17 protein-coding genes and 1 pseudogene are annotated in these 22,969 nt (G+C 53.1%); 14 read left to right on the top strand and 4 right to left on the bottom strand.

Annotated features, from left to right (window positions below; all coding sequences use genetic code 11):
- Positions 1-4: 4 nt before the first annotated feature.
- Positions 5-1,483, bottom strand: a complete 1,479-nt coding sequence (locus I2H39_RS12135; protein ID WP_138310579.1) for a DUF1846 domain-containing protein — start codon at positions 1,481-1,483, stop codon at positions 5-7.
- Between the two features lie 309 nt (positions 1,484-1,792).
- Here I2H39_RS12135 and I2H39_RS12140 point away from each other — a divergent pair, with 309 nt between their 5' ends.
- Positions 1,793-5,569 (top strand): phosphoribosylformylglycinamidine synthase, encoded by a 3,777-nt coding sequence (locus I2H39_RS12140; protein WP_195626565.1) that lies wholly within the window; start codon positions 1,793-1,795, stop codon positions 5,567-5,569.
- Between the two features lie 141 nt (positions 5,570-5,710).
- On the opposite strand, the gene I2H39_RS12145 is transcribed toward I2H39_RS12140, so the two are convergent.
- A complete protein-coding gene (locus I2H39_RS12145) occupies positions 5,711-6,223 on the bottom strand; it encodes a GNAT family N-acetyltransferase (protein ID WP_195626566.1) in 513 nt (170 codons plus the stop codon).
- 234 nt (positions 6,224-6,457) lie between these two features.
- Here I2H39_RS12145 and I2H39_RS12150 point away from each other — a divergent pair, with 234 nt between their 5' ends.
- The 9 genes from I2H39_RS12150 (at position 6,458) to I2H39_RS12185 (ending at position 17,113) form a co-directional block, all read left to right on the top strand.
- Positions 6,458-7,042 carry a hydrolase gene (locus I2H39_RS12150; protein WP_138310582.1) on the top strand — a complete coding sequence of 195 codons (585 nt, stop codon included), beginning with the start codon at positions 6,458-6,460 and terminating at the stop codon, positions 7,040-7,042.
- Between the two features lie 142 nt (positions 7,043-7,184).
- Positions 7,185-9,269: a sodium-translocating pyrophosphatase gene (locus I2H39_RS12155; protein WP_138310583.1), complete on the top strand. Its 2,085-nt coding sequence runs from the start codon at positions 7,185-7,187 to the stop codon at positions 9,267-9,269.
- 232 nt (positions 9,270-9,501) lie between these two features.
- Positions 9,502-10,821, top strand: coding sequence for an aspartate kinase (locus I2H39_RS12160; RefSeq protein WP_195626567.1), 1,320 nt, complete (start codon positions 9,502-9,504; stop codon positions 10,819-10,821).
- 170 nt (positions 10,822-10,991) lie between these two features.
- Complete coding sequence (pap, locus tag I2H39_RS12165; RefSeq protein ID WP_195626568.1) at positions 10,992-12,494, top strand: polyphosphate:AMP phosphotransferase; 1,503 nt, start codon at positions 10,992-10,994, stop codon at positions 12,492-12,494.
- Positions 12,491-13,732 (top strand): NAD(P)/FAD-dependent oxidoreductase, encoded by a 1,242-nt coding sequence (locus tag I2H39_RS12170; RefSeq protein ID WP_195626569.1) that lies wholly within the window; start codon positions 12,491-12,493, stop codon positions 13,730-13,732. The genes pap and I2H39_RS12170 overlap by 4 nt, the downstream gene beginning before the upstream one ends.
- Before the next feature lie 106 nt (positions 13,733-13,838).
- Positions 13,839-14,516, top strand: coding sequence for a (d)CMP kinase (cmk, locus tag I2H39_RS12175; RefSeq protein ID WP_195626570.1), 678 nt, complete (start codon positions 13,839-13,841; stop codon positions 14,514-14,516).
- 2 nt (positions 14,517-14,518) lie between these two features.
- Positions 14,519-16,510, top strand: a complete 1,992-nt coding sequence (locus I2H39_RS12180; protein WP_195626571.1) for a bifunctional 4-hydroxy-3-methylbut-2-enyl diphosphate reductase/30S ribosomal protein S1 — start codon at positions 14,519-14,521, stop codon at positions 16,508-16,510.
- A gap of 208 nt (positions 16,511-16,718) precedes the next feature.
- Entirely contained in the window at positions 16,719-16,850 is a 132-nt protein-coding gene (locus I2H39_RS29470; RefSeq protein WP_279325473.1) for a hypothetical protein, read from the top strand.
- Positions 16,820-17,113 (top strand): hypothetical protein, encoded by a 294-nt coding sequence (locus tag I2H39_RS12185; protein WP_207746802.1) that lies wholly within the window; start codon positions 16,820-16,822, stop codon positions 17,111-17,113. Before I2H39_RS29470 ends, I2H39_RS12185 begins: the two co-directional genes overlap by 31 nt.
- Here the strand turns inward: I2H39_RS12185 and I2H39_RS12190 are convergent.
- On the bottom strand, positions 17,103-18,344 hold the full coding sequence (locus tag I2H39_RS12190; protein WP_243281800.1) for a GHKL domain-containing protein: 1,242 nt from the start codon (positions 18,342-18,344) through the stop codon (positions 17,103-17,105). The two genes, I2H39_RS12185 and I2H39_RS12190, sit on opposite strands and share 11 nt — an antisense overlap.
- Positions 18,345-18,445: 101 nt before the next feature.
- Positions 18,446-19,174 carry a LytTR family DNA-binding domain-containing protein gene (locus I2H39_RS12195; protein ID WP_138310591.1) on the bottom strand — a complete coding sequence of 243 codons (729 nt, stop codon included), beginning with the start codon at positions 19,172-19,174 and terminating at the stop codon, positions 18,446-18,448.
- Positions 19,175-19,397: 223 nt separating this feature from the next.
- Here I2H39_RS12195 and I2H39_RS12200 point away from each other — a divergent pair, with 223 nt between their 5' ends.
- The 4 genes and pseudogenes from I2H39_RS12200 to cobM all read left to right on the top strand — a co-directional run.
- A complete protein-coding gene (locus I2H39_RS12200; RefSeq protein WP_138310592.1) occupies positions 19,398-19,610 on the top strand; it encodes a small, acid-soluble spore protein, alpha/beta type in 213 nt (70 codons plus the stop codon).
- A gap of 55 nt (positions 19,611-19,665) precedes the next feature.
- Entirely contained in the window at positions 19,666-20,877 is a 1,212-nt protein-coding gene (locus I2H39_RS12205) for a cobalt-precorrin 5A hydrolase (RefSeq protein WP_195626574.1), read from the top strand.
- 103 nt (positions 20,878-20,980) lie between these two features.
- The gene (gene cbiD, locus I2H39_RS12210) at positions 20,981-22,174 is read left to right on the top strand and encodes a cobalt-precorrin-5B (C(1))-methyltransferase CbiD (protein WP_195626575.1); all 1,194 of its coding nucleotides are present in this window, start codon (positions 20,981-20,983) and stop codon (positions 22,172-22,174) included.
- A gap of 13 nt (positions 22,175-22,187) precedes the next feature.
- Positions 22,188-22,937, top strand: a pseudogene (gene cobM / locus I2H39_RS29635) (precorrin-4 C(11)-methyltransferase); the annotation flags it as partial.
- Positions 22,938-22,969: the final 32 nt, after the last annotated feature.

Here is a 22,969-nt window from a genome sequence, read left to right on the forward strand (position 1 = left end):
ATCATCAGTGGTACAGCTTTTTATGCTCATATACCGGCTCGGAAGTGAGCTGGACGCCCAGTTTGCCGAATACCTTGATGTCCACGTCGGACAGCATCACGGAGGTGTGGACCTGGCAGCCGCGGAGCTTGGGGAGCTGGGCCAGGGCCTTTTTTGCGGTTTGGTCAGTGGCGGCGCTCATGCTCAGGGCGATAAGGACTTCGTCGGTGTGGAGACGGGGGTTCTTGCTGCCCATGTATTTTGTCTTTAAGGTCTGGATGGGCTCAATGGCCGATGGCGCAATCAGATGGATATTGTGCGGGATGTCTCCCAGGACCTTGATGGCGTTTAGCAGGAGGGCGGCAGAGGCTCCTAACAGGCTGCTGGTCTTGCCTGTGACAATGGTGCCGTCGTTTAATTCCATGGCAGCGGCAGGACCGCCGGATACCTTGGCACGCTCCAGGCAGGGCGCAATGACAGCGCGCATGGTGGAGTCGATTTTTGCCTTGTTCATCAGAAGATTGATTTTGTATACTTCATCGGAAGTCCCTTCCTCCTTGGCCAGACGGTTCAGGGCATGGTAGTAGCGGCGGATGATTTCCTGCTTCGATGCTTCGCAGCAGGCTTCGTCGTCCATGATGCAGAGGCCGGCCATGTTTACGCCCATGTCAGTGGGGGATTTGTAGGGGCTTTCGCCGTATATGCCTTCAAAAATGGCGTTCAGTACAGGGAAAATGTCCACATCCCGGTTGTAGTTGACCGTGGTTACGCCGTAGGCTTCCAGGTGGTACGGGTCTATCATATTCACATCGTTTAAGTCGGCGGTGGCTGCCTCGTAGGCCAGGTTCACCGGATGCTTTAAAGGAAGGTTCCAGATAGGGAAGGTTTCGAATTTGGCATAGCCGGCCTTGATGCCGCGCTTGTTCTCATGGTACAGCTGGGAGAGACAGGTGGCCATCTTGCCGCTGCCCGGACCTGGAGCCGTGATGATTACCAGAGGACGGGTGGTTTCAATGTAATCGTTTTTGCCGTAGCCTTCATCGCTGACAATGAGGGGCACGTTGCTGGGGTAGCCTTCGATACAGTAATGGCGGTATACTTTGATATCACGGTGCTCCAGCTTGGCTTTGAACTGGTCGGCGCCGTTCTGGCCGCTGTACTGGGTGATGACAACGCTTCCCACATAGAGACCCTTGTCCCTGAATTCCTGAATCAGACGGAGGACATCCTCGTCGTAAGTGATGCCCAGGTCGTGGCGGACCTTGTTCTTTTCAATGTCGGCTGCATTGATGGCAATGAGAATTTCGGCCTGGTCAGCCATTTGAAGGAGCATACGAAGCTTGCTGTCCGGTTCAAAGCCGGGCAGGACCCTGGAGGCATGGTAGTCGTCAAAAAGCTTTCCTCCGAATTCCAGATACAGCTTGTCTCCGAATTCTCCAATACGCTGTTTGATGTGTTCTGACTGCATGGTTAGATACTTTTCATTATCAAATCCGATTTTCATTTCTTCTGTAATCTCCCGGTTTTTTATAATCACATACTTTTCTAGTATAGCACAATTTAATTCTGCGCGCCATAATAGTTTAATCGGATTGAAAAGGCGGGATTTGCTGCAATCTGTATCCGCAGCCGTAAAATCATACATACCGGTTGTTTTATAAGAAAAGCACTTAAAAAAGATTAAATATATTAATTTTACTAATCCATATAATCTGTGATAATATAAGGCAAGATGAAAAGGCGTTTGTCCTTTTTGCGTTGCCGCATAAATATGCCAATACAACAGGCTATGAAAAAAGCAGGAGGTTGCTAAATGAGCGTAAGACGAATATTTGTGGAAAAGAAGCCAGCTTATGCAGTGAAGGCAGGGGAGCTTCGTGAAGAACTGGAACATTATCTGGGTATCAGCAATGTGGAGAATGTGCGGGTTTTAATCCGCTATGATATTGAGAATCTGTCGGAGGAAACCTATAAAAAGGCGCTGGTGACCATTTTCTCAGAGCCGCCGGTGGACCAGGTGTATGAGGAAGAATTTCCGAAGAACCCGGAAGACCTGGTGTTTTCCGTGGAATATCTGCCGGGACAGTTTGACCAGAGAGCTGATTCAGCGGAGCAGTGCGTAAAGCTTCTGAAGGAGGATGAGGAGCCGGTCATCCGGTCCGCCACCACCTATGTGATTACGGCGCCTCTGACAGCGGAGCAGGAGGAAGCAATCAAAAGCTTCTGCATCAACCCGGTGGACAGCCGCCAGGCAGAGGAGGAGAAGCCGCAGACTCTGGTGACGGAATTTGAGGTCCCTGAGGACATACGGTATTTTGACGGATTTATGGATTCTTCAGAGGAGGAACTGAGGGCTCTTTACGGCACCCTGAATCTGGCCATGACCTTCAAGGACTTTCTCCACATACAGAACTATTATAAAAAGGAAGAGCACAGGGACCCGTCTGTGACGGAAATCCGCGTGCTGGATACATATTGGTCAGACCACTGCCGCCATACCACCTTTTCCACAGAGCTTAAGAATGTAAGCTTTACGGACGGCGATTACAGGGAACCCATGGAGGAAACCTATAAGCAGTATCTGGCTGACCGTGAAGTGATTTATAAGGGAAGGGACGACAAGTATGTGTGCCTGATGGACCTGGCTCTCATGGCCATGAAAAAGCTGCGGAGCCAGGGAAAACTGGAGGACATGGAGGTTTCCGATGAAATCAATGCCTGCAGTATAGTGGTGCCGGTGGAGATTGACGGGGTGACGGAAGAGTGGCTGGTGAATTTCAAAAATGAGACACACAACCATCCCACGGAGATTGAGCCTTTCGGCGGCGCTGCCACCTGTCTGGGCGGAGCCATCCGCGACCCGCTGTCAGGGCGTACCTATGTGTACCAGGCCATGCGCGTCACCGGCGCGGCTGACCCGACCAGGCCGCTGGGGGAGACCCTTAAGGGCAAGCTGCCCCAGAGAAAGATTGTTAACAGCGCAGCCCAGGGATATTCTTCCTACGGCAACCAGATTGGTCTTTCAACCGGTTATGTGAAGGAAATCTATCATCCGGGTTATGTTGCAAAGAGAATGGAAATCGGCGCTGTCATGGGCGCTGCTCCCAGGAAGGATGTCATCCGTGAGACTTCCGACCCGGGGGATATCATCATTCTGTTAGGCGGACGTACGGGCCGCGACGGAATCGGCGGTGCTACGGGTTCGTCCAAGGTCCACACCACAGCCTCCATTGAGGTGTGCGGCGCTGAGGTGCAGAAGGGAAATGCTCCCACAGAGCGCAAGATTCAGAGGATGTTCCGCAGGCCCGAGGTCAGCAGCATCATCAAAAAATGCAATGATTTCGGTGCTGGCGGCGTATCGGTAGCCATTGGAGAGCTGGCCCCGGGCCTTAATATTGATTTGGACAAGGTTCCAAAAAAGTACGCAGGACTGGACGGCACTGAGATTGCCATTTCCGAGTCCCAGGAGCGTATGGCAGTGGTGGTGGACCCTAAGGATGTGGACCGGTTCCTTGCGTACGCTGCAGAGGAGAACCTGGAGGCAGTGACCGTGGCAGTGGTGACAGAGGAGCCAAGGCTTAAGATGGACTGGCGCGGCAAGACCATTGTGAACCTTAGCAGGGCTTTCCTTGATACCAACGGGGCGCACCAGGAGGCAGACGTGACTCTGGAGGTTCCAAACCGCCAGGGAAACCTGTTTGAAAAGACAGAGGTGGCTGACGTTAAAGGGAAATGGCTTGACATGCTTTCCGACCTGAACGTGTGCTCGCAGAAGGGGCTGGTGGAGCGCTTTGACGGTTCCATTGGCGCTGGTTCCGTGTTCATGCCTTACGGCGGAAAATACCAGCTGACCGAGACTCAGGCCATGGTGGCAAAGCTTCCTGTACTGAAGGGCCGTACAGACACTGTTACCATGATGAGCTATGGCTTTGACCCTGAGCTTTCCAGCTGGAGCCCATACCATGGCGCTGTGTATGCAGTGGTTTCCTCTGTTGCAAAGATTGTGGCAGCCGGCGGCGATTACAGCAGGATTCGTTTCACCTTCCAGGAGTATTTCCGCAGAATGAATGAGAATCCGTCCAGATGGAGCCAGCCATTCTCCGCGCTTCTGGGCGCCTACAGCGCGCAGCTGGGCTTTGGCCTGCCTTCCATCGGAGGAAAGGACAGCATGTCCGGGACCTTTGACACGGAGGATGGTGAAATCAATGTTCCGCCAACCCTGGTTTCCTTTGCAGTGGATGTGAACAGCCACAAGAATGTGATTACCCCTGAGTTCAAGCGTCCGGGCAGCAGGATTGTTGTGTTCAGGATTGCAAAGAACCAGTATGACCTGCCGGACTACAGCCAGGTCATGGACGGATATGGAAAAATATTTGAAGATATAAAAGCAGGACGCATTATTTCCGCCTACGCGGTAGAGGGCAAGGGACTTGCAGAGGCAGTGAGCAAGATGGCATTCGGCAACAAGCTGGGTGTGAAGATTGAGCACAATGTGGACCCGAGGGATTTCTTTGCCGCGGCATGGGGCGATATTGTGTGCGAGGTGCCTGACGGAATGGTGGGACAGCTGTCCATACCCTATACTGTTATCGGCGAGGTGACGGACAGAAGCGCATTTGAGTACGGAAATGTGACCATTGCTATGGATGAGGCATTGGATGCATGGATGACTCCCCTGGAGGACGTGTTCCCGACTGCCACCGGCAAGGAGGCAAAGGGGGATGAAGCTGCGCTGGAAGAAAAGCTGTATCACAGCGGCGCAGTGTATGTGTGCGACCATAAAATCGGGCAGCCCACTGTATTTATTCCGGTGTTTCCGGGAACCAACTGCGAGTATGACAGCGCCAGAGCCTTTGAACGGGCGGGCGCAAAGGTGGTTACCAGGGTGCTGCGAAACATGAGCGCCGGGGATATCCGCCAGTCCGTGGACGAATACCGGAGAGAGATTGCAAAGGCCCAGATTGTCATGTTCCCGGGCGGTTTCTCAGCAGGCGATGAGCCGGAAGGCTCCGCCAAGTTCTTTGCCACTGTGTTCCGCAATGCAGTGATGAAGGAGGAGATTGAGAAGCTGTTAGGCGAGCGGGACGGACTGATGCTTGGCATCTGCAACGGCTTCCAGGCCCTGATTAAGCTGGGACTTCTGCTGGAAGGGGAAATCAAGGAGCAGGGACCGGATTCACCTACCCTTGCCATGAATACCATTGGCCGTCACGTTTCCAAGATGGTGTATACCAAGGTGGTATCGGATAAATCCCCATGGCTGGCAGGCGCTGTCCTGGGCAGCGTATACTGCAATCCGGCATCCCATGGCGAGGGCCGCTTTGTGGCCAATGAATCATGGCTCCACAGACTCTTTGCCAATGGCCAGGTGGCAACCCAGTATGTGGATGACCAGGGCAGATGCACCATGGACGAGTACTGGAATCCAAACGGCTCCTATATGGCTATCGAGGGCATCACCAGCCCGGACGGACGGATTCTGGGCAAGATGGCACACTCTGAGCGCCGGGGAGAGGCAGTTGCCATGAATATTTACGGGGAACAGGATATGAAGATATTTGAGTCCGGCGTGAAGTATTTTGAGCTGTAGGAAAACCAGCTGTTACCATTGGAAACCAATTGCCGGTTCAGCCGGAAACTGAATCATGTAAATGTAAAAGCAGAGCATATCACAGGCCGTTACCTCCTGTGGCTGCTCTGCTTTTTCTGTCCGCATTCCATTCCATACACCTTAAAGCGTTTTCTGGTAACCCAGCCTCAAATCGCCTGCTTCGCTGCCTTCTGTGAGAACCAGGGTTCCGCAGCAGATGTATCCGCTTTTGTCCAGGGCGCGCTGCATGGACGTATTGTCCGGATGGGTGTCAATGCGGATATTGCGGATTCCTGTTTCCAGAGCGTACAGTTCTGATTCTGAAAACAGCCGGGCGGCCAGACCACGGCCTTTCATGGTTTCCTCCACACAGACCCGGTGAAAGGCAGTGTAAGGCTCCTGGTTCAGCCAGGCGCCGTCTATGGAGGCATAGCTGGCTTCGGGACCAGGGACAATGGTTATCATTCCAATGACCTGGCCCATGTCTTCCAGCACATGAATCTGGGACCGGATAATGGAATCCTCCAGCACCTGGCGGTTGGGTTCTCCCTTCTGCCACTGGTCAATGTTCCGGGCCTTAAAGGATTTCCTGGCCTGGTCCGACATGGCCACAAGCCGGTCCAGGTCTTTTAAGGTTGCAAAACGGTATGTCATAAATATCCTCCTGTCATAGGGTGAAATATCTGCTGCCTTGCTGCTTCGCCGTGGATTGGGTTATATCCAGTATACAGCCATTATATCCAGTATACAATTGATGGCCTGCCCAGTCAATAAAAGAGGGGGAGAGGGCGGTATGGCTTCCGGTACATATGCTATTGCATTTTAAGTCCGGGCTGATTATAATTGTATATCATATGATTTTGCACAGAAGAAAGGAGCTTAAGCAAGATGAACACAGCACTGACAAGGGAGGCGGCCTTAGAGGCCCTGAAAAAATATAACAAGGAACCCTTTCACATCCTTCACGCCCTTACCGTGGAAGGAGTGATGCGGTGGTTTGCCCAGGACCAGGGATATGGGGAGGAAGCGGATTTCTGGGGAATCGCCGGCCTGCTGCACGATATTGACTTTGAGATGTATCCGGAGCAGCACTGCGTTAAGGCGCCGGAGCTTTTACGGGAAGCAGGGGCTGAGGATGGGCTGATTCATGCGGTGTGCAGCCATGGATACGGCCTTGTCTCAGACGTGAAGCCGGAGCACCGGATGGAAAAAATCCTGTTTGCATCGGACGAGCTGACCGGTCTGATTGGGGCGGCAGCCAGGATGCGCCCATCAAAGAGCGTCATGGACATGGAGGTGTCCAGCCTTAAGAAAAAATTCAAGGATAAACGCTTTGCAGCCGGATGCTCCAGGGACGTAATCAAAGAAGGGGCTGAGGGCCTTGGCTGGACCCTGGAAGAGCTTATGGACAAGACCATCCAGGCCATGCGGTCCTGCGAGGCAGCTGTCAACGAAGAGATGTCTCTCTTCTGATTTGTAAAGAAAATTCCTTCGTATATTGAAAAAAGACATGCAACGGTATATAATTGAGGGGAAATGTTGCGTGAATTTTCTGGAATGAACCGTAAGTGCCTGACTTCAGGCACTTATCTGTTTATGAGAAGGAGGGAATGTAATGGTTGCTATGTATTTTGTAGGAGCAGGTTCGCTGCTGGCACTGTTGTTTGCTGCCTGTATGTTTGTGCGGGTCAGGAAAGAACCTGGAGGAGATTCTGAGATGCTCCGTATATCCGGAGCCGTACAAAAGGGCGCCAATGCGTATCTGAGACGTCAATACAAAGGTGTGGGAATATTCTTTGCAGCCGTGTTTGTCATCCTGCTTGCGATGGCATTCTGCGGCTTTTTGAGTTTTTTTACGCCATTTGCATTCCTCACAGGCGGCTTTTTCTCAGGTCTGTCCGGATTCATCGGCATGCGGACAGCCACCATGGCCAACTGCCGGACAGCCCAGGGAGCGTCCCGGAATTTGAATAAGGGGCTGCGGGTGGCATTTTCCGCAGGCTCTGTCATGGGCTTTACCGTGGTGGGGCTGGGGCTTCTGGATTTGACTGTGTGGTACTTTATATTGAACAGGGCATTTGGAGCGCTTCCTGAAAGCGAGCGGATTGCCCAGATTACGGCCAACATGCTGACCTTTGGCATGGGTGCTTCCAGCATGGCCCTGTTCGCCAGGGTGGGCGGAGGTATCTTTACCAAGGCGGCTGACGTGGGCGCTGACCTGGTGGGCAAGGTGGAGGCTGGAATCCCTGAGGACGACCCCAGGAATCCGGCGGTTATTGCTGACAACGTGGGTGACAATGTGGGCGACGTGGCCGGCATGGGAGCTGACCTGTATGAGTCTTATGTGGGCTCCATTGTATCTACCTCTGCCCTGGCCGTGGCAGCCGGGTACGGGGTAAAGGGCGTGGCTGTACCCATGATACTGGCAGCCCTGGGCGTACTGGCATCCATCCTGGGAACCTTCTTTGTAAAGACAGAGGAGGACGCATCCCAGAAAAGCCTTTTAAGGGCCCTTAGGACAGGAACCTATATCAGTGCGGCGCTGGTGGTTGCGGCTGCCTTTGCAGCCATCCGTTTCCTGCTGCCGGACCATATGGGCATATATGCGGCTATTCTCTCGGGCCTGGCTGCCGGTGTGCTCATTGGCGCGGTCACGGAATATTATACATCTGATACATATAATCCCACCAGGAAACTGGCCGAATCCAGCCGGACAGGAGGGGCCACGGTCATTATCAGCGGCCTTTCGCTGGGGATGCTGTCCACGGTGGCTCCTGTGGTTATCGTAGGCATATCCGTGCTGGTCAGCTATTACTGCGCCGGCGGCCGTTCTGATTTTAATGCAGGACTCTACGGCGTGGGCGTGTCCGCAGTGGGCATGCTGTCCACCCTGGGCATCACGCTGGCTACCGATGCTTACGGACCGGTTGCCGACAATGCGGGAGGGATAGCCGAAATGACCCACATGCCGCCGGAGGTGCGCCAGAGAACCGATGCGCTGGATTCCCTGGGCAACACCACGGCTGCCACGGGCAAGGGCTTTGCCATTGGCTCGGCCGCGCTTACGGCCCTGGCCCTCATCGCCTCCTATATTGATAAGGTGAAGCAGATTGACCCGTCCCTGGCCATGGATTTGTCCATCACCAATCCAACGGTGCTGATTGGCCTATTTATCGGCGGTATGCTGCCGTTTCTCTTTGCGGCCCTTACCATGGAGGCAGTGGGCGAGGCGGCCCAGTCCATCGTGGTGGAGGTCCGCAGGCAGTTCAGGGACATGAAAGGACTGATGGAGGGAAAGACAGAGCCTGACTACGGGGCCTGCGTGGATATGTGCACTATTTCGGCCCAGAGACTGATGGTGGCTCCGGCCATGGTGGCAGTCATCATACCGGTGGCAGTGGGACTTCTCCTGGGACCGGAGGGCGTATCCGGACTGCTGGCAGGCAATACGGTCACTGGTTTTGTGCTGGCTGTCATGATGGCAAATGCAGGCGGGGCCTGGGACAACGCCAAGAAATATATTGAGAGCGGGGAACTGGGCGGCAAGGGCAGCGAGGAGCACAAGGCGGCAGTCATAGGCGATACCGTAGGCGACCCCTTTAAGGACACCTCAGGCCCGTCCATCAATATCCTCATCAAGCTGACAAGCATGGTATCCATTGTATTTGCAGGACTTGTGGTTGCGGTGCATCTTCTGTAAGGCTATGAAAGGTACGGCCGCGGGCCGGGGTGAGGACATTCTCTGCAGAAAAGTCCTCCATACAAAGACATATGTCTCCTGTACGCAAATTTTCTGCTTTAAAAGTATTGACATACATAACAAAGTAAGGTATTATTTGCACTTGTAACGCCATACATATAAAGTGGCATTTATTTTATGAAAATACGCTCCATATCCGGCGCATAGAAAAGAAACAAGGGAGACAGACAAGATGAAAAAAGTGGTGAAGTTCGGCGGAAGTTCATTGGCCAGCGCAAGACAGTTCAAAAAAGTAGCGGATATCATTAAATCTGATAAGACCAGAAGGTACGTGGTCCCTTCCGCACCAGGCAAGCGAAACGACAAGGACGAGAAGGTGACGGACCTGCTCTATGCCTGTTACGACGCGGTTGCAGAAGGAAGGTCCTATAAGAAAATTCTGGAAAAGATTAAGAGCAGATACATGGATATCATTGACGGCCTGGATTTAAACCTGAACCTGGACCATGAGTTTGACCGGATAGAGGAAAATTTCCTGGCAAAGGCAGGCCGGGACTACGCTGCTTCCCGCGGAGAATACTTAAACGGTATTGTGGCGGCCCATTTCCTGGGGTTTGAATTTGTGGATGCGGCGGAAGTGATTTTCTTTGATGAAAACGGAAACTTTGAAGCAGAACATACCAACCGTGAGCTGTCCGAGCGCCTGGAGCATGTGGAGAAGGCCGTCATCCCTGGTTTTTATGGTTCCAAGCCGGACGGGACCATCAAGACATTTTCCAGAGGCGGTTCAGATGTCACTGGCTCCATTGTGGCCAAGGCCATCCATGCGGATATGTATGAGAACTGGACGGATGTGTCCGGGGTTCTGGTGACAGACCCAAGAATTGTTGATAACCCGGAAGTGATTGAGACTATTACATACAAGGAACTGAGGGAGCTTTCCTACATGGGGGCCAGCGTTCTTCATGAGGATGCCATTTTCCCGGTGCGCAAGGAAGGCATTCCCATCAATATAAGGAACACCAACCGTCCGGAAGACAAGGGCACTCTGATTGTGGAGAGCACCTGCCGCAAGCCCCATTACACCATCACCGGCATTGCGGGCAAGAAGGGATTCTGCTCCATCAATATAGAGAAGGCCATGATGAACGCCGAGGTTGGGTTTGGGAGAAAGGTGCTCAGCGTGTTTGAGCAGTACGGCATCTCCTTTGAACACATGCCTTCAGGCATTGACACCATGACCATCTATGTACACCAGTCAGAGTTTGAGGAGTTTGAGCAGTCCGTTATCGCCGGAATCCACAGGGCTGTGGAGCCGGACACGGTGGAGCTGGAATCAGACCTGGCGCTGGTGGCTGTGGTTGGACGGGGTATGCGTTCCACCAGAGGAACAGCCGGCCGTATCTTTTCCGCCCTGGCCCATGCCAGGGTCAATGTAAAGATGATTGACCAGGGCTCCAGTGAGTGGAACATTATTATCGGAGTGAAGAACGATGATTTCGAGACGGCAATCAGGGCGATTTACGATATATTCGTAACCACGGAACTGTAAACAGCCTGTTTCCGTATTGTACTAAGGAGGCTTCGCAGGGATAATTTCCCTGCGGGGCTTTTTCTGAGATGGGGCACAGCAGGCTTTTGCGCCTAATTTTTCATTTTATTATAGTTGAAAGTGTGATATACTGGATAAAATAGTAAACAGGAAGAGAAGGAGGGGGCCATATGCTTGAAAAAATTGATTTAGGCAATAAAGTGGACAAGAAGACGTACCGCAAGGTCATGGACGAGGCAGAAGAAAAGCTTGGGCTTTTGCAGAGGGAGTGCAAGGATGCGGGAATTCCGGTCATTCTCGTGTTTGAGGGAATGGGGGCTGCCGGCAAGGGAGTGCAGATTAACCGTCTCATACAGGCCCTGGACCCCAGGGGCTTTGACGTATATGCCTGCGACCGCCCCACGGAGGACGAGCAGATGCGGCCCTTCCTGTGGCGCTACTGGACAAAGACGCCGGCCAAGGGCAGAATTGCTGTCTTTGACCGTTCCTGGTACCGCAGCGTCCAGGTGGACCGTTTTGACGGCCTTACCCCTGAGGACAAGCTTGGGGATGCATACCAGGATATCCTGTCCTTTGAGAAGCAGCTGTGTGATGACGGCACTGTCATCATGAAGTTTTTCCTGTATATAGACAAAGAGGAACAGAAGAAACGGTTTAAGAAGCTGGAGGGTTCCAAGGAGACTTCCTGGCGGGTGACGGCCGAGGACTGGAACCGGAATAAGGACTTTGACCGGTATCTGAAGATGAACGAGGAGATGCTGGAAAAGACAGATACGGATTATGCGCCATGGGTTATCATAGAAGCCGTGGACAAGGACTATGCAGCCCTTAAGATTGTGAGCTCGGTTATGGACCGCCTGGAATACGAGCTGGAACACCACAGGCTCCGGGGCGGAAATCCGGTACAGAAGCAGGAGGTCAAGACCAGGGAACGGTTTAAAAACGGCGTGCTCTCCGGCATAGACCTCTCCAAAAGCCTTACGGAGGAGGAGTATAAGACCCGTCTTAAGAAGCTTCAGAAGCGGCTGGCAGAGCTTCACAGCGAGCTCTACCGCCTACGGATTCCGGTGGTCATTGGATTTGAGGGATGGGATGCCGGAGGTAAGGGCGGAGCCATCAAACGTCTGACCAGCAATCTGGACCCCAGGGGATACAGGGTGAATCCCACGGCAGCTCCCAATGACATTGAGAAGGTACACCACTATCTGTGGAGGTTCTGGAACAGTGTGCCGAAGGCAGGACATATCGCTATCTTTGACCGCACCTGGTATGGAAGGGTCATGGTGGAGCGGATTGAAGGATTCTGTTCCGAAGCTGAGTGGAGAAGGGCTTACCAGGAAATCAACGAGATGGAATCCCACATGGCCAATGCAGGCGCTGTGGTCCTTAAATTCTGGCTTCACATTGACAAGGATGAGCAGGAGCGCAGGTTCAAGGAGCGCCAGGCCAATCCTGCCAAGCAGTGGAAGATTACGGATGAGGACTGGCGCAACCGGGAGAAATGGGACCAGTATGAGGAGGCGGTCAATGAGATGCTCATACGTACTTCCACCACCTATGCCCCATGGATTGTGGTGGAGGGCAATGACAAACGATACGCCAGGGTAAAGGTCCTCCAGACCGTGGTGGATGCCCTGGAAAAGAAAATTAAGGAAGTAAAGACAGACAAATGAGTGAGACAAACCATGTAATTGTGATTGGCGCAGGGGCTGCCGGCATGCTGGCAGCCATAGCTGCGGCCAGGGAAGGCGCGGCCGTGGAGCTGTGGGAGCAGAATGAAAAGCCGGGCAAGAAGCTGTTCATCACAGGCAAGGGACGGTGCAATGTGACTAACGCCTGCGATATGGAGGAGCTGCTTGGCTCCGTGGTAAGCAATTCCAAATTCCTGTACAGCAGTTTTTACGGTTTTACCAACCGGGACATGATGGATTTGCTGGAGCAGGCGGGACTGCGCCTTAAGGTGGAGCGGGGAAACCGGGTGTTTCCCCAGTCCGACAAGTCGTCAGACGTCATCAGCACCCTGTCCGGCCTTTTGAAACAGGCAGGGGTCAGGGTGTGCCTGAACCAGAAGACAGAGGGGCTGGTGGTGGAAGATAATGTGTGTAAGGGCGTGCGCGCCGGCGGCAGGATACAGACAGCAGACCGGGTTATCGTGGCCACCGGCGGACTGTCCTATCCCGCCACCGGCTCCACCGGCGACGGCCTTAAGTGGGCCGCTGACAGCGGACATCGGATTACGGAGCTGTCCCCGGCCCTGGTTCCCTTTGAGGTGAGGGAGACGGAGACAGCCAGGGAGCTGCAGGGCCTTTCGCTTAAAAATGTGGAGGCTGCTGTATACGACGGAAAAAAGGAATTATACCGGGAATTCGGGGAAATGCTGTTTACCCATTTCGGGGTCAGCGGCCCCGTGCTTTTAAGCGCCAGTTCCTTCTGCGCCAGGGCCATAAGGAAGCGGCCTCTGCGCCTGGCGATTGATTTGAAGCCGGCCTTGTCCTGGGAGCAGCTGGACGAGCGCATTCTCAGGGATTTTTCGGACAGCCGGAACAAGCAGTTTAAGAATGCCCTGAACCATCTTTATCCGGCAAAGCTGATTCCGGTTATCATTGACCGCAGCAGCGTGGACCCGGATAAAAAGGTGAATGAGGTCACCAGGGAGGAGCGGCGCAGTCTGGCGGAAGCCACCAAGGCCCTGGAGTTTACTCTGACCGGACTCAGGGGCTATAAGGAAGCCATCATAACCCAGGGCGGCATATCCGTAAAGGATATAAATCCCTCCACCATGGAGTCCAGGAAGGTAAGGGGCCTGTATTTCGCAGGGGAGATACTGGATTTGGACGCAGTGACCGGCGGCTTCAACCTGCAGATTGCCTGGTCCACGGGCTGGGCGGCCGGGAAGGCCGCGGCATTATAGCGCCAGGGGCGCGGACCGTGGTATGGGCGCGGACCGTGGTTTGGGCGCAGCAGGATACATGAATAGAATCAATTACATGAACACAGGACAGGAGAGAATGCAACACATGGAGTATTTCAATATTGCCATTGACGGTCCGGCAGGGGCCGGTAAAAGCACCATTGCAAAGCTGGCTGCTAAAAAGCTGGGATTCGTGTATGTGGATACAGGAGCCATGTACCGTTCCATGGCCCTGTATTTTATCAGACAGGGTATTTCGCCGGAGGATGAGGAGGCCATAGCCAGGGCCTGCGGTCAGGTGGAGGTCACCATCCGCTATGTGGACGGGGCCCAGCAGGTGATTTTAAACGGAGAGGACGTATCCGGACTCATACGGGCGGAGGAAGTGGGCCGCATGGCGTCTGCCACGTCAGTGTACGCACCGGTCAGGCAGAAACTGGTTCAGCTTCAGAAGCAGCTGGCCAGGGAAGCGGATGTAATCATGGACGGCCGCGATATCGGCACCTGCGTGCTGCCGGATGCGCCTGCCAAGATTTACCTGACAGCCTCCGTGGAAATCCGGGCAAGACGCCGGTTCAGGGAACTGGAGGAAAAGGGGGAGGCAAGGGATATTAAGGAAATTGAGAAGGACATAGAGGAGAGGGATTACCGGGACATGCACCGGGAAAATTCGCCTTTAAGGCAGGCGGAGGATGCCCTGCTCCTTGATACCTCCCACATGACCATTGACCAGGTGGTGGACTCCATCATACGTATAGCCAGGGAGCGGGGGTATGAGGGATAGCCATGGACAGAAACGTAACAGTAGCAAAAAGCGCCGGTTTCTGCTTTGGCGTGGAACGGGCTGTGGACCAGGTCTATGAACAGATAGAAGCCCTAAAGAGCGGCAGGACGTCCGGCCCCATCTATACCTACGGTCCCATTATCCACAATGAAGAGGTGGTAAAGGATTTGTCGGATAAGGGCGTCATGGTCCTGGAAACAGAGGAGGAGCTGAGAGCCCTTCCCCGGAACCAGGGGACGGTCATCATCCGTTCCCACGGCGTCAGCCGGCATGTGTACGAGATTTTAAAGGAGCGGAACGTGGCCGTCGTGGACGCCACCTGCCCCTTTGTGAAGAAAATACACCGCATTGTGGCGGAGCATTCCGCGGCCGGGGAGGCAGTGGTCATCATCGGAAGTCCGGACCATCCTGAGGTGGAAGGAATCAAGGGATGGGGGAATGAACATACTACGGTTATAAAGGATGGGGAGGGGGTAGATAACTACCGTCTGCCGGAGGGCCGAAAGTTATGTATCGTGTCCCAAACGACATTTAATTACAACAAATTTAAAGAATTAGTTGAAAAATTTTTAAAAAAGGGTTATGATAGTAGTGTTTTAAATACGATTTGCAATGCAACACAGGAAAGACAAGTGGAGGCAGCAAGAATTGCTTCGCAGGTGGACGCCATGATTGTGATTGGCGGCAGGCATTCTTCCAACACCCAGAAGCTTTACGAGATATGCCTCAAGGAGTGTAAAGACACCTTTTACATTCAGACACTCGGCGATTTAGATCCTGACAGTGTATCTTCTGTGCGCAGCGTAGGTATTACAGCTGGGGCATCCACCCCAAGAAAAATTATTGAGGAGGTTCATACCAGAATGGCAGAGCAAAGTTTTGCAGAGTTATTAAAGGAAGAGGAAGAATCAACCAAACCAATACGTACAGGAGAGATAGTCACCGGTCAGGTCATCGAAGTCAGCAAAGATGAGATAATACTGAGTATTGCAGGTAATAAGTCCGAGGGTGTCATCACACGGGACGAATACAGCAACGACAGCAACGTGGATTTGACCACAAAAGTACAGATTGGTGAAGAGATGGAAGCCAAGGTCATTAAGCTTAATGACGGCGTAGGCATGGTTTCCTTATCCTATAAGCGTATGGCAGCTGACAGAGGCAACAAGCGTCTGGAAGAGGCATTTGAGAACCAGGAGGTTCTGACAGCAAAGGTAGCACAGGTATTAGACGGCGGCTTAAGCGTTGAGGTTGAGGGCGCAAGGGTATTCATCCCGGCCAGCCTTGTATCTGACAGCTATGAGAAGGACCTGTCCAAGTATGCGGGACAGGATATTGATTTTGTTATCACAGAATTCAATCCTAAGAGAAGAAGAATCATCGGCGACAGGAAACAGCTTCTGGTTGCACAGAAGGCGAAGCTGAAGGAAGAACTGTTCGCAAGAATCCAGCCAGGCGATACCGTTGAGGGTATAGTTAAGAATGTGACTGACTTTGGCGCATTTATTGATTTGGGCGGTGCAGACGGACTTCTTCATATTTCCGAGATGAGCTGGGGCCGTGTTGAGAATCCTAAGAAGGTATTCAAGGCAGGCGACCAGGTAAGGGTACTGATTAAGGATATCCAGGGAGAGAAGATTGCCCTGAGCCTTAAGTTCCCGGAGGCTAATCCATGGGTCAATGCGGCTGACAAGTATGCGGTTGGCAACGTGGTATACGGCCGTGTGGCACGTATGACTGATTTCGGCGCATTTGTTGAGCTGGAGCCAGGCGTGGATGCGCTGCTTCATGTATCCCAGATTTCCAGGGAGCATGTTGAGAAGCCTGCTGATGTTTTAAGAATCGGCCAGGAGATTGAGGCCAGAGTGGTGGACTTTAACGAGGCAGACCACAAAATCAGCTTAAGCATCAAGGCTATGATGGCGCCTGCTGCACAGGATGCAGACGTGGCAGACGTGGATATTGATGCAATGTCACAGTACACAGAAGAATAAGATTTGAATTCATCAGGACTGGTTATGGGTTTTGGCCCATAGCCAGTTTTTTTGGGCTCTTTGTCAATAGTTGGGGTGGGATTTTTGATGCTTAATTGCCATATCAGCTTGTGACCGTGCCGGGTTCCGTGCTATACTGGAACAAAAAGGAAAAACAGGACCGGACACAGGCTGCGGTGCAGCAGGAAGGGGACGGCATGAAGGTGCGATGCAGCGGGTGCGGCGCCGTTTTTATGAATATAACTATGACAGCGAAAGCTGGTCCGGGACAGGGGATAAGAGGGAAAACCCGTATACCAGTGCTATCTGGTGGACCAGGATGCGGATGAGATGGACCTGATTCTTCGGTGTGTGACATACGGCGGGGAATCGGAGGGTTATGAGGGATACTGGCAGATACGTGTCCGCTTAAGGATACCGCCTGCCGGGGCATCCGTTACATACGGCCCGGAGGAGAACGGGGAAAATAAGGGAGGGACACAGGGATGTCTATTCCGGCGCAGCGTCATGGTCTTCGGCCGGTTTGATAAGAAAATGGAGGCAGCCATAGATGAAATCTTTGGCTCCATACGAATCAGCAGCCTGGAAGAGACTATTTCATAGCAGGGTTCAGAAGCAGGGATGCCTCGAAGATTCCATTGCCGTAGTCAAATTTTAAGATGCCGTGATACCGTTCCACCAGATACCGGACAGAGGTGGTGCCGGTTCCCATATCCTCACGCTTGGAGGAGAGAAAGCGTCCGTCCTTCATCCGTATGAGGTGGGAATAGGTGTTCTGTATGGACATGGCAATCATGGACTCTCCGGCCTGTCCGATGTTGATGGTGATGGAAGGGGTGCCCAGGGTCTGCCTTTGGCATGCCTCCACTGCATTGGAGAGAAGGTTGCCCAGGATGGTGCAGAAGTCAATCTCCGGAACCGGAAGGTTCTGGGGCAGGGATATGGAGGAATTCACGGAAATCCCCTGGGACTGGGCGGTCTGTATGTAATAATTGAGCAGGGCATTGGAGGAGGGGTTCTGGCAGTACTGGGTGGTGTCCAGGGTCTTGTAGGAGCCCAGATAGTCGTTGATGTACTCCAGGGCGAATTCTGTTTCTCCCTGTTCCAGCAGCCCTTTCAGGGTGATGAGATGATGGCGGTAATCATGGCGTGCTTTTTTGAATTGTTCCAGGTTATACTGCAGCGTGGCCATCTGGGATTTCTGGACACTGGCCAGCAGCCGGGTGGTGCGGTACTGCTCCTTGGCCGCATAGCTTTCGGCCAGCCGTGACAAAATCCTCAGACTTACATAGTGGACTGTATAAATACAGGCAAACCAGCAGACAGCAAAAAAGACCATGTCAGGATGATACTGAAGCATGCGGACAGGAGACAGGGAGCGGGATGCCAGGCGGAACATGATGAAAAAGAGCACCGGAATGGCAGCCAGATAGTTCCATACAGGAAGAAGCCGTGTGTATTCTACTGCCTTGGTCAGGTATTTGTGCAGGATGTAATAGGCCGCCCAGACCATGAGAAACAGAAAAATAAGGCTGCTTAACAGCTCGTCCCCTGTGATAAAGGAACTGCTCTCATGAAGGGAGGCAGAGGCATTGGACAGGTCGGCGCAGTATCCGGCGGTGTCCGTGAAGTTCTTGAAAAGGAAGAGGGAATAGATGGTCACAGGCCAGTCTGTCCGCACCATCCATTTGCACACCAGTATGTTGGTGGTCATGGTGGTGCAGGCCCATGCCAGCTCTAACCAGGGCTGATTCAGAAAGTGACGGAAGCAGGAAAGACACAGAAAGTATACAAAAAACAGGTATCCCATAAGAATACCTGCGGTTTTTGGCATAGTATACCGCCACTCCTTTTGGAATACTGCCAGAAAGGGAACAATGATGAATATGATTTCAGCCAAAATCATACATATCAGCTGTAGCTGTGCAAAGCCCATCAGACGCCTCCGTTTAGCCTGGAGAACTGGTAATCTGCATATTGCTGATGAATCTGCGACCGCATGGTCCTGGTAATAGGCAGATGTTCCCCGGTTGTCAAAATGAACTCGGCTCTCTCCATGGAGAATACCTTGTCCATATTGATGATGCAATTCCGGTAGCAGCATAGGAACTGGGAGTAGGCAAGGAGCATACCGGAAAAATCTTCAAACCGCATATAAGTTCGGACCGTCTTGTCCGGAAGATGGATTTGTATGTAGTGGTTTGAGTAATCTGTGTAAAGGATGGCGTCGATGGGAATCTTCACCATGATGCGGCTTTCCTTTACTTCTATATAGTGACTTTGCTTTCTGCGGGTCACTGACTTAAAATACTCCATGGTCTGGCTGAACTTCTCATAGCGGATGGGCTTAACCATATAGTCCAGGGCGCGGACCTCAAAGCCCTTCAGAGCAAAATCCGTGCTGCTGGTGGTGAATACAATGGTGCAGGATTCGTCATCCCTGCGGACCTTTTCGGCAATACGGATGCCGGAAGTCTCATTCCGGAGAAAGATATCTATGAATATAAGGTCAAAGCTGCCCTTTTGCCAGCAGCGAAGGAAGTCGGCGGCTGTATTGAAGATGGTCGTCTGCTGGCAGGTATGTGTGTCAGAACAATAGGTGGATATAAAGCCGGCTAACTGACGAGCTTCATCTATAGAGTCGTCGATGACTGCAATGTTCACGGTGCCCTTCCTTTCTTTTGTATGACAACAGGGTAACAAAAGCCATATAAATTATCCTGTCACGGTACGTTATGAAACAATCCATATAGGTTCAGTATAATATACAACAAATTAAATTGCAAGGGCAATTGGAATAAGTTGTAAGTCGGTATAGGCAGGCCCCTGCCTGGGTATAATCCATTTGTACTTAATTTGCATCAGTAAGAAAGGAGCAAGAACCTATATGGGAAAGTCTAAGAAAAATGAGGCCTTTAATCCCCATGACCTGAGCGCACAGGACCAGCTTAAGTTTGAGATTGCCCAGGAACTGGGACTGGATGCCAAGGTTATGGAAGGCGGATGGAGAAGCCTGACAGCCAAGGAAAGCGGAAAGATAGGGGGACTTATCACCAAGCGCAAACGGGAACTTAAGAAAGAGGCATTGCAGCAGGAATGATTTTCCGATATACTGTTTTATATCTGTAATCAGGCAAGATACAAAGGAGACGGAAATGAAGATAGGGATAATCTGCTTTACGGCAAGGGGCGCCGGAGTATGCCGCCTGCTGTGCAGCCGGTTCAGGGAATCGGGAACAGAGTGCGCAGGATATGCGCCGCGGCGCTTCTGGAAGCCGGAATGGGAGTGTGAGGGAATCCTGCCTCAGGACAAGTCCCTTTCAGAGTGGACCGGGTCCATGTTTGAACAGAAAAGGGCGATGGTTTTCATCGGCGCAGCCGGCATTGCAGTCAGGGCCATAGCGCCCTTTGTCCGGGATAAGATGACAGACCCGCCTGTGGTGGCTGCCGATGAGGCCGGGCATTTCTGCATTCCCCTTTTGTCAGGCCATGTGGGGGGAGCCAATGAGCTGGCGGAACAGATGGCGGGCTGGCTGAAGGGCATACCGGTCATAACCACGGCAACGGATGTCAACGGCGTGTTTGCAGTGGATGTCTTTGCGGCCCGCAGCGGCCTCTGTATCACGGACCGGGAAAAGGCAAAACAGATTTCCGCCTGGCTGCTGGAAGGCGGGAAGGTGGGATTTTTTTGCGATACAGAGTGTAAAGGAGCTGTGGAAACGGATGACCACCGGCGCCTGGGAAAATGCATTGCCGGGCATAATATATGCCGGTATTTTACATGCCGGCATAACATATGGATTACATTCCGAAACAGTGAAAGGCCGGCAGCGGTACAGGCCGGGGATGCGGTCCGGGAAACGGAAGCAGCCGGGGAAACGGAAGCAGCCGGGGAAAAGAAAATGGTCCGGGAAACGGATGCGGTTTTGGAGGGGGCCGTAATACCATCCTTCCTCCGCCTGGTTCCAAAGATGGTCGTGGTGGGCGTGGGCTGCAGAAAGGGAACTGCGCCGGATGTCCTGGAACGCCGTGTTCTGGAAGCGCTGGAGGATGAAGGCATTGACCTGGCGGCGGTAAAGGCATTGGCCACCATTGATATAAAGGCCCGGGAGGAGGCGGTGCTGCAGCTGGCTGGCAGGTATGGATGGGAGCTTCGGACTTTTACATCCGAAGAACTGCAGGCGGTGGAAGGGGTATTTGAGGAATCCGGGTTTGTAAGGTCCGCGGTGGGCGTGGGAAATGTTTGTGAACGGTCCTGTGCGGCTAGGGGAGGAAGTCTTCTGATACATAAACGGGCAGGGGAGGGCGTGACAGTGGCCGCAGCGCTGGAGCCGGTCCGGACGGCTGCTTTCCGCAGTGTTCAGTGATTGCGGGGATGCGCCGGAGAAATTAGACATTGAGAAATACAGTTGGATATGATATACTTTTTTCCATAGTTTAAAAGTCAGATGTTGGACAGCGGGTGATACTATGGGAGATTCGTACATCTATAAGAATCAGAAAAAATTGAGATGGGGATACACCACAGGTACTTGTGCGGCAGCGGCTTCCTTGGCAGCTGCCGTTATGTTGTTGCAGGACAGAAGAATGGAGCAGGTATCCCTGACAACCCCAAAGGGAGTCCGTCTGGACCTGGAGGTGGAGGAAATGGAGACAGGAAAAAAATATGTCTCCTGCGGAGTCAGGAAGGATGCAGGCGATGACCCGGATGTGACGGACGGGCTTATGGTGTATTCCGTGGTCCGGATGCCAGGGAAGGATGATGCAGATACCGGTGGGGATTATGTGTATGAGGAAGACGGATTTTGCCTGAATTTATCCGGCGGAGTGGGAGTGGGAAGGGTGACACAGGACGGTTTGAGCTGTGAAGTGGGGAAATCCGCCATCAACCCGGTTCCCAGGCAGATGATATTCAGTCAGGTGGCAGGCGTTTGCAGGGAATCCGGTTTCAAAGGGATTCTTTTCATCGAAATACGTGTACCCGGGGCCATTAAGGTGGCGGATAAGACCTTTAACAGCCGCCTGGGAATCCAGGGGGGCATATCCATCCTGGGAACCAGCGGAATGGTGGAGCCCATGAGCGAGACAGCCCTTCTGGATACCATCCGGCTGGAGCTGAGGCAGAGAATCAGGAAGGGAGAAAAGAACCTTCTGGTGACGCCCGGAAATTATGGCGAGAACTTTGTCGGCAACGTGCTTGGCCTTGGCCTCGGGCAGGCTGTGAAATGCAGCAACTTTATAGGCAGTACCATTGACATGGCAGTGGAGGAAGGGGCTGAAGCCGTACTGCTCATAGGCCACGGCGGAAAGCTCATCAAACTGGCTGCGGGCATTATGAATACCCATTCCTCCTGGGCAGATGGGAGAATGGAAATCCTGGCAGCCCATGGAGCTGCCTGCGGTGCAGGAAGAGAACTGGCAGAACAGATTCTGGAAGCAGTGACCGTGGACCAGGGGCTGAGCCTTCTGGAAACAGAGGATGGCCTGCGTGAACAGGTAATGAAGCGGGTGACGGAACGGCTGGAACAGCATTTGAAACGGCGGGCCGGTGAACGCCTGAGGGCGGAGGCCATTGTATTTACCAATGAGCGCGGAATATTGGGAAAAACCACCGGTGCAGATGATTTGCTTATGTACTTTACGGACAGAACAAGGAATGGATGAAAGGCGGAACAAGATGATACATATAGTAGGAGCAGGTCCGGGCGCAGTTGATTTGATTACGGTCCGGGGACAGAAACTTCTGGCAGAGGCAGATGTGGTTATTTATGCAGGTTCCCTGGTCAACCGGGAGCTTCTGGACTGGGCCAGGCAGGATGCCAGGATTTATGACAGCGCATCCATGGACCTGGAACAGGTCATGGAAGTGATGGAGCAGGCGGAGAGGGACGGGCTTACCACGGTGCGCCTCCATACCGGGGACCCCTGCCTCTACGGCGCCATACGGGAGCAGATGGACTGTCTGGATGCCAGAGGTATAGAGTACGATATCTGCCCCGGGGTCAGTTCCTTTTGCGGAGCTGCCGCGGCACTGGGGATGGAGTATACCCTGCCCGGCATCAGCCAGAGCGTGGTCATAACCAGGATGGCGGGAAGAACGCCGGTGCCGGAGCGGGAATCCATCAGGCGCTTTGCGTCCCACGGCAGTACCATGGTGATATTTCTGAGCGCCGGTATGACAGGTGAGCTGTCCGCAGAACTGATGGAGGGCGGGTATCCGGGGGATACACCGGCTGCCATTGTATATAAGGCAACCTGGCCGGATGAGAAGGTGGTCCGGTGCACGGTAGCCACCTTAAAGGAGGCGGCACACCGGGAGGGAATCCATAAGACCGCGCTGATTGCAGTGGGAGATTCCGTGGCCCAGAGCAGCTACGAGCGTTCCAGGCTTTACGACCCTGCCTTCACCACCGGATTCCGTGCCGGAAGGGATGCTGTCTCCGGAAAACAGGAGCCCGG

It is taken from the genome of Clostridium sp. 1001283B150225_161107_B6 (assembly GCF_015556325.1).
Taxonomy (GTDB): Bacteria; Bacillota; Clostridia; order Lachnospirales; family Lachnospiraceae; genus Enterocloster.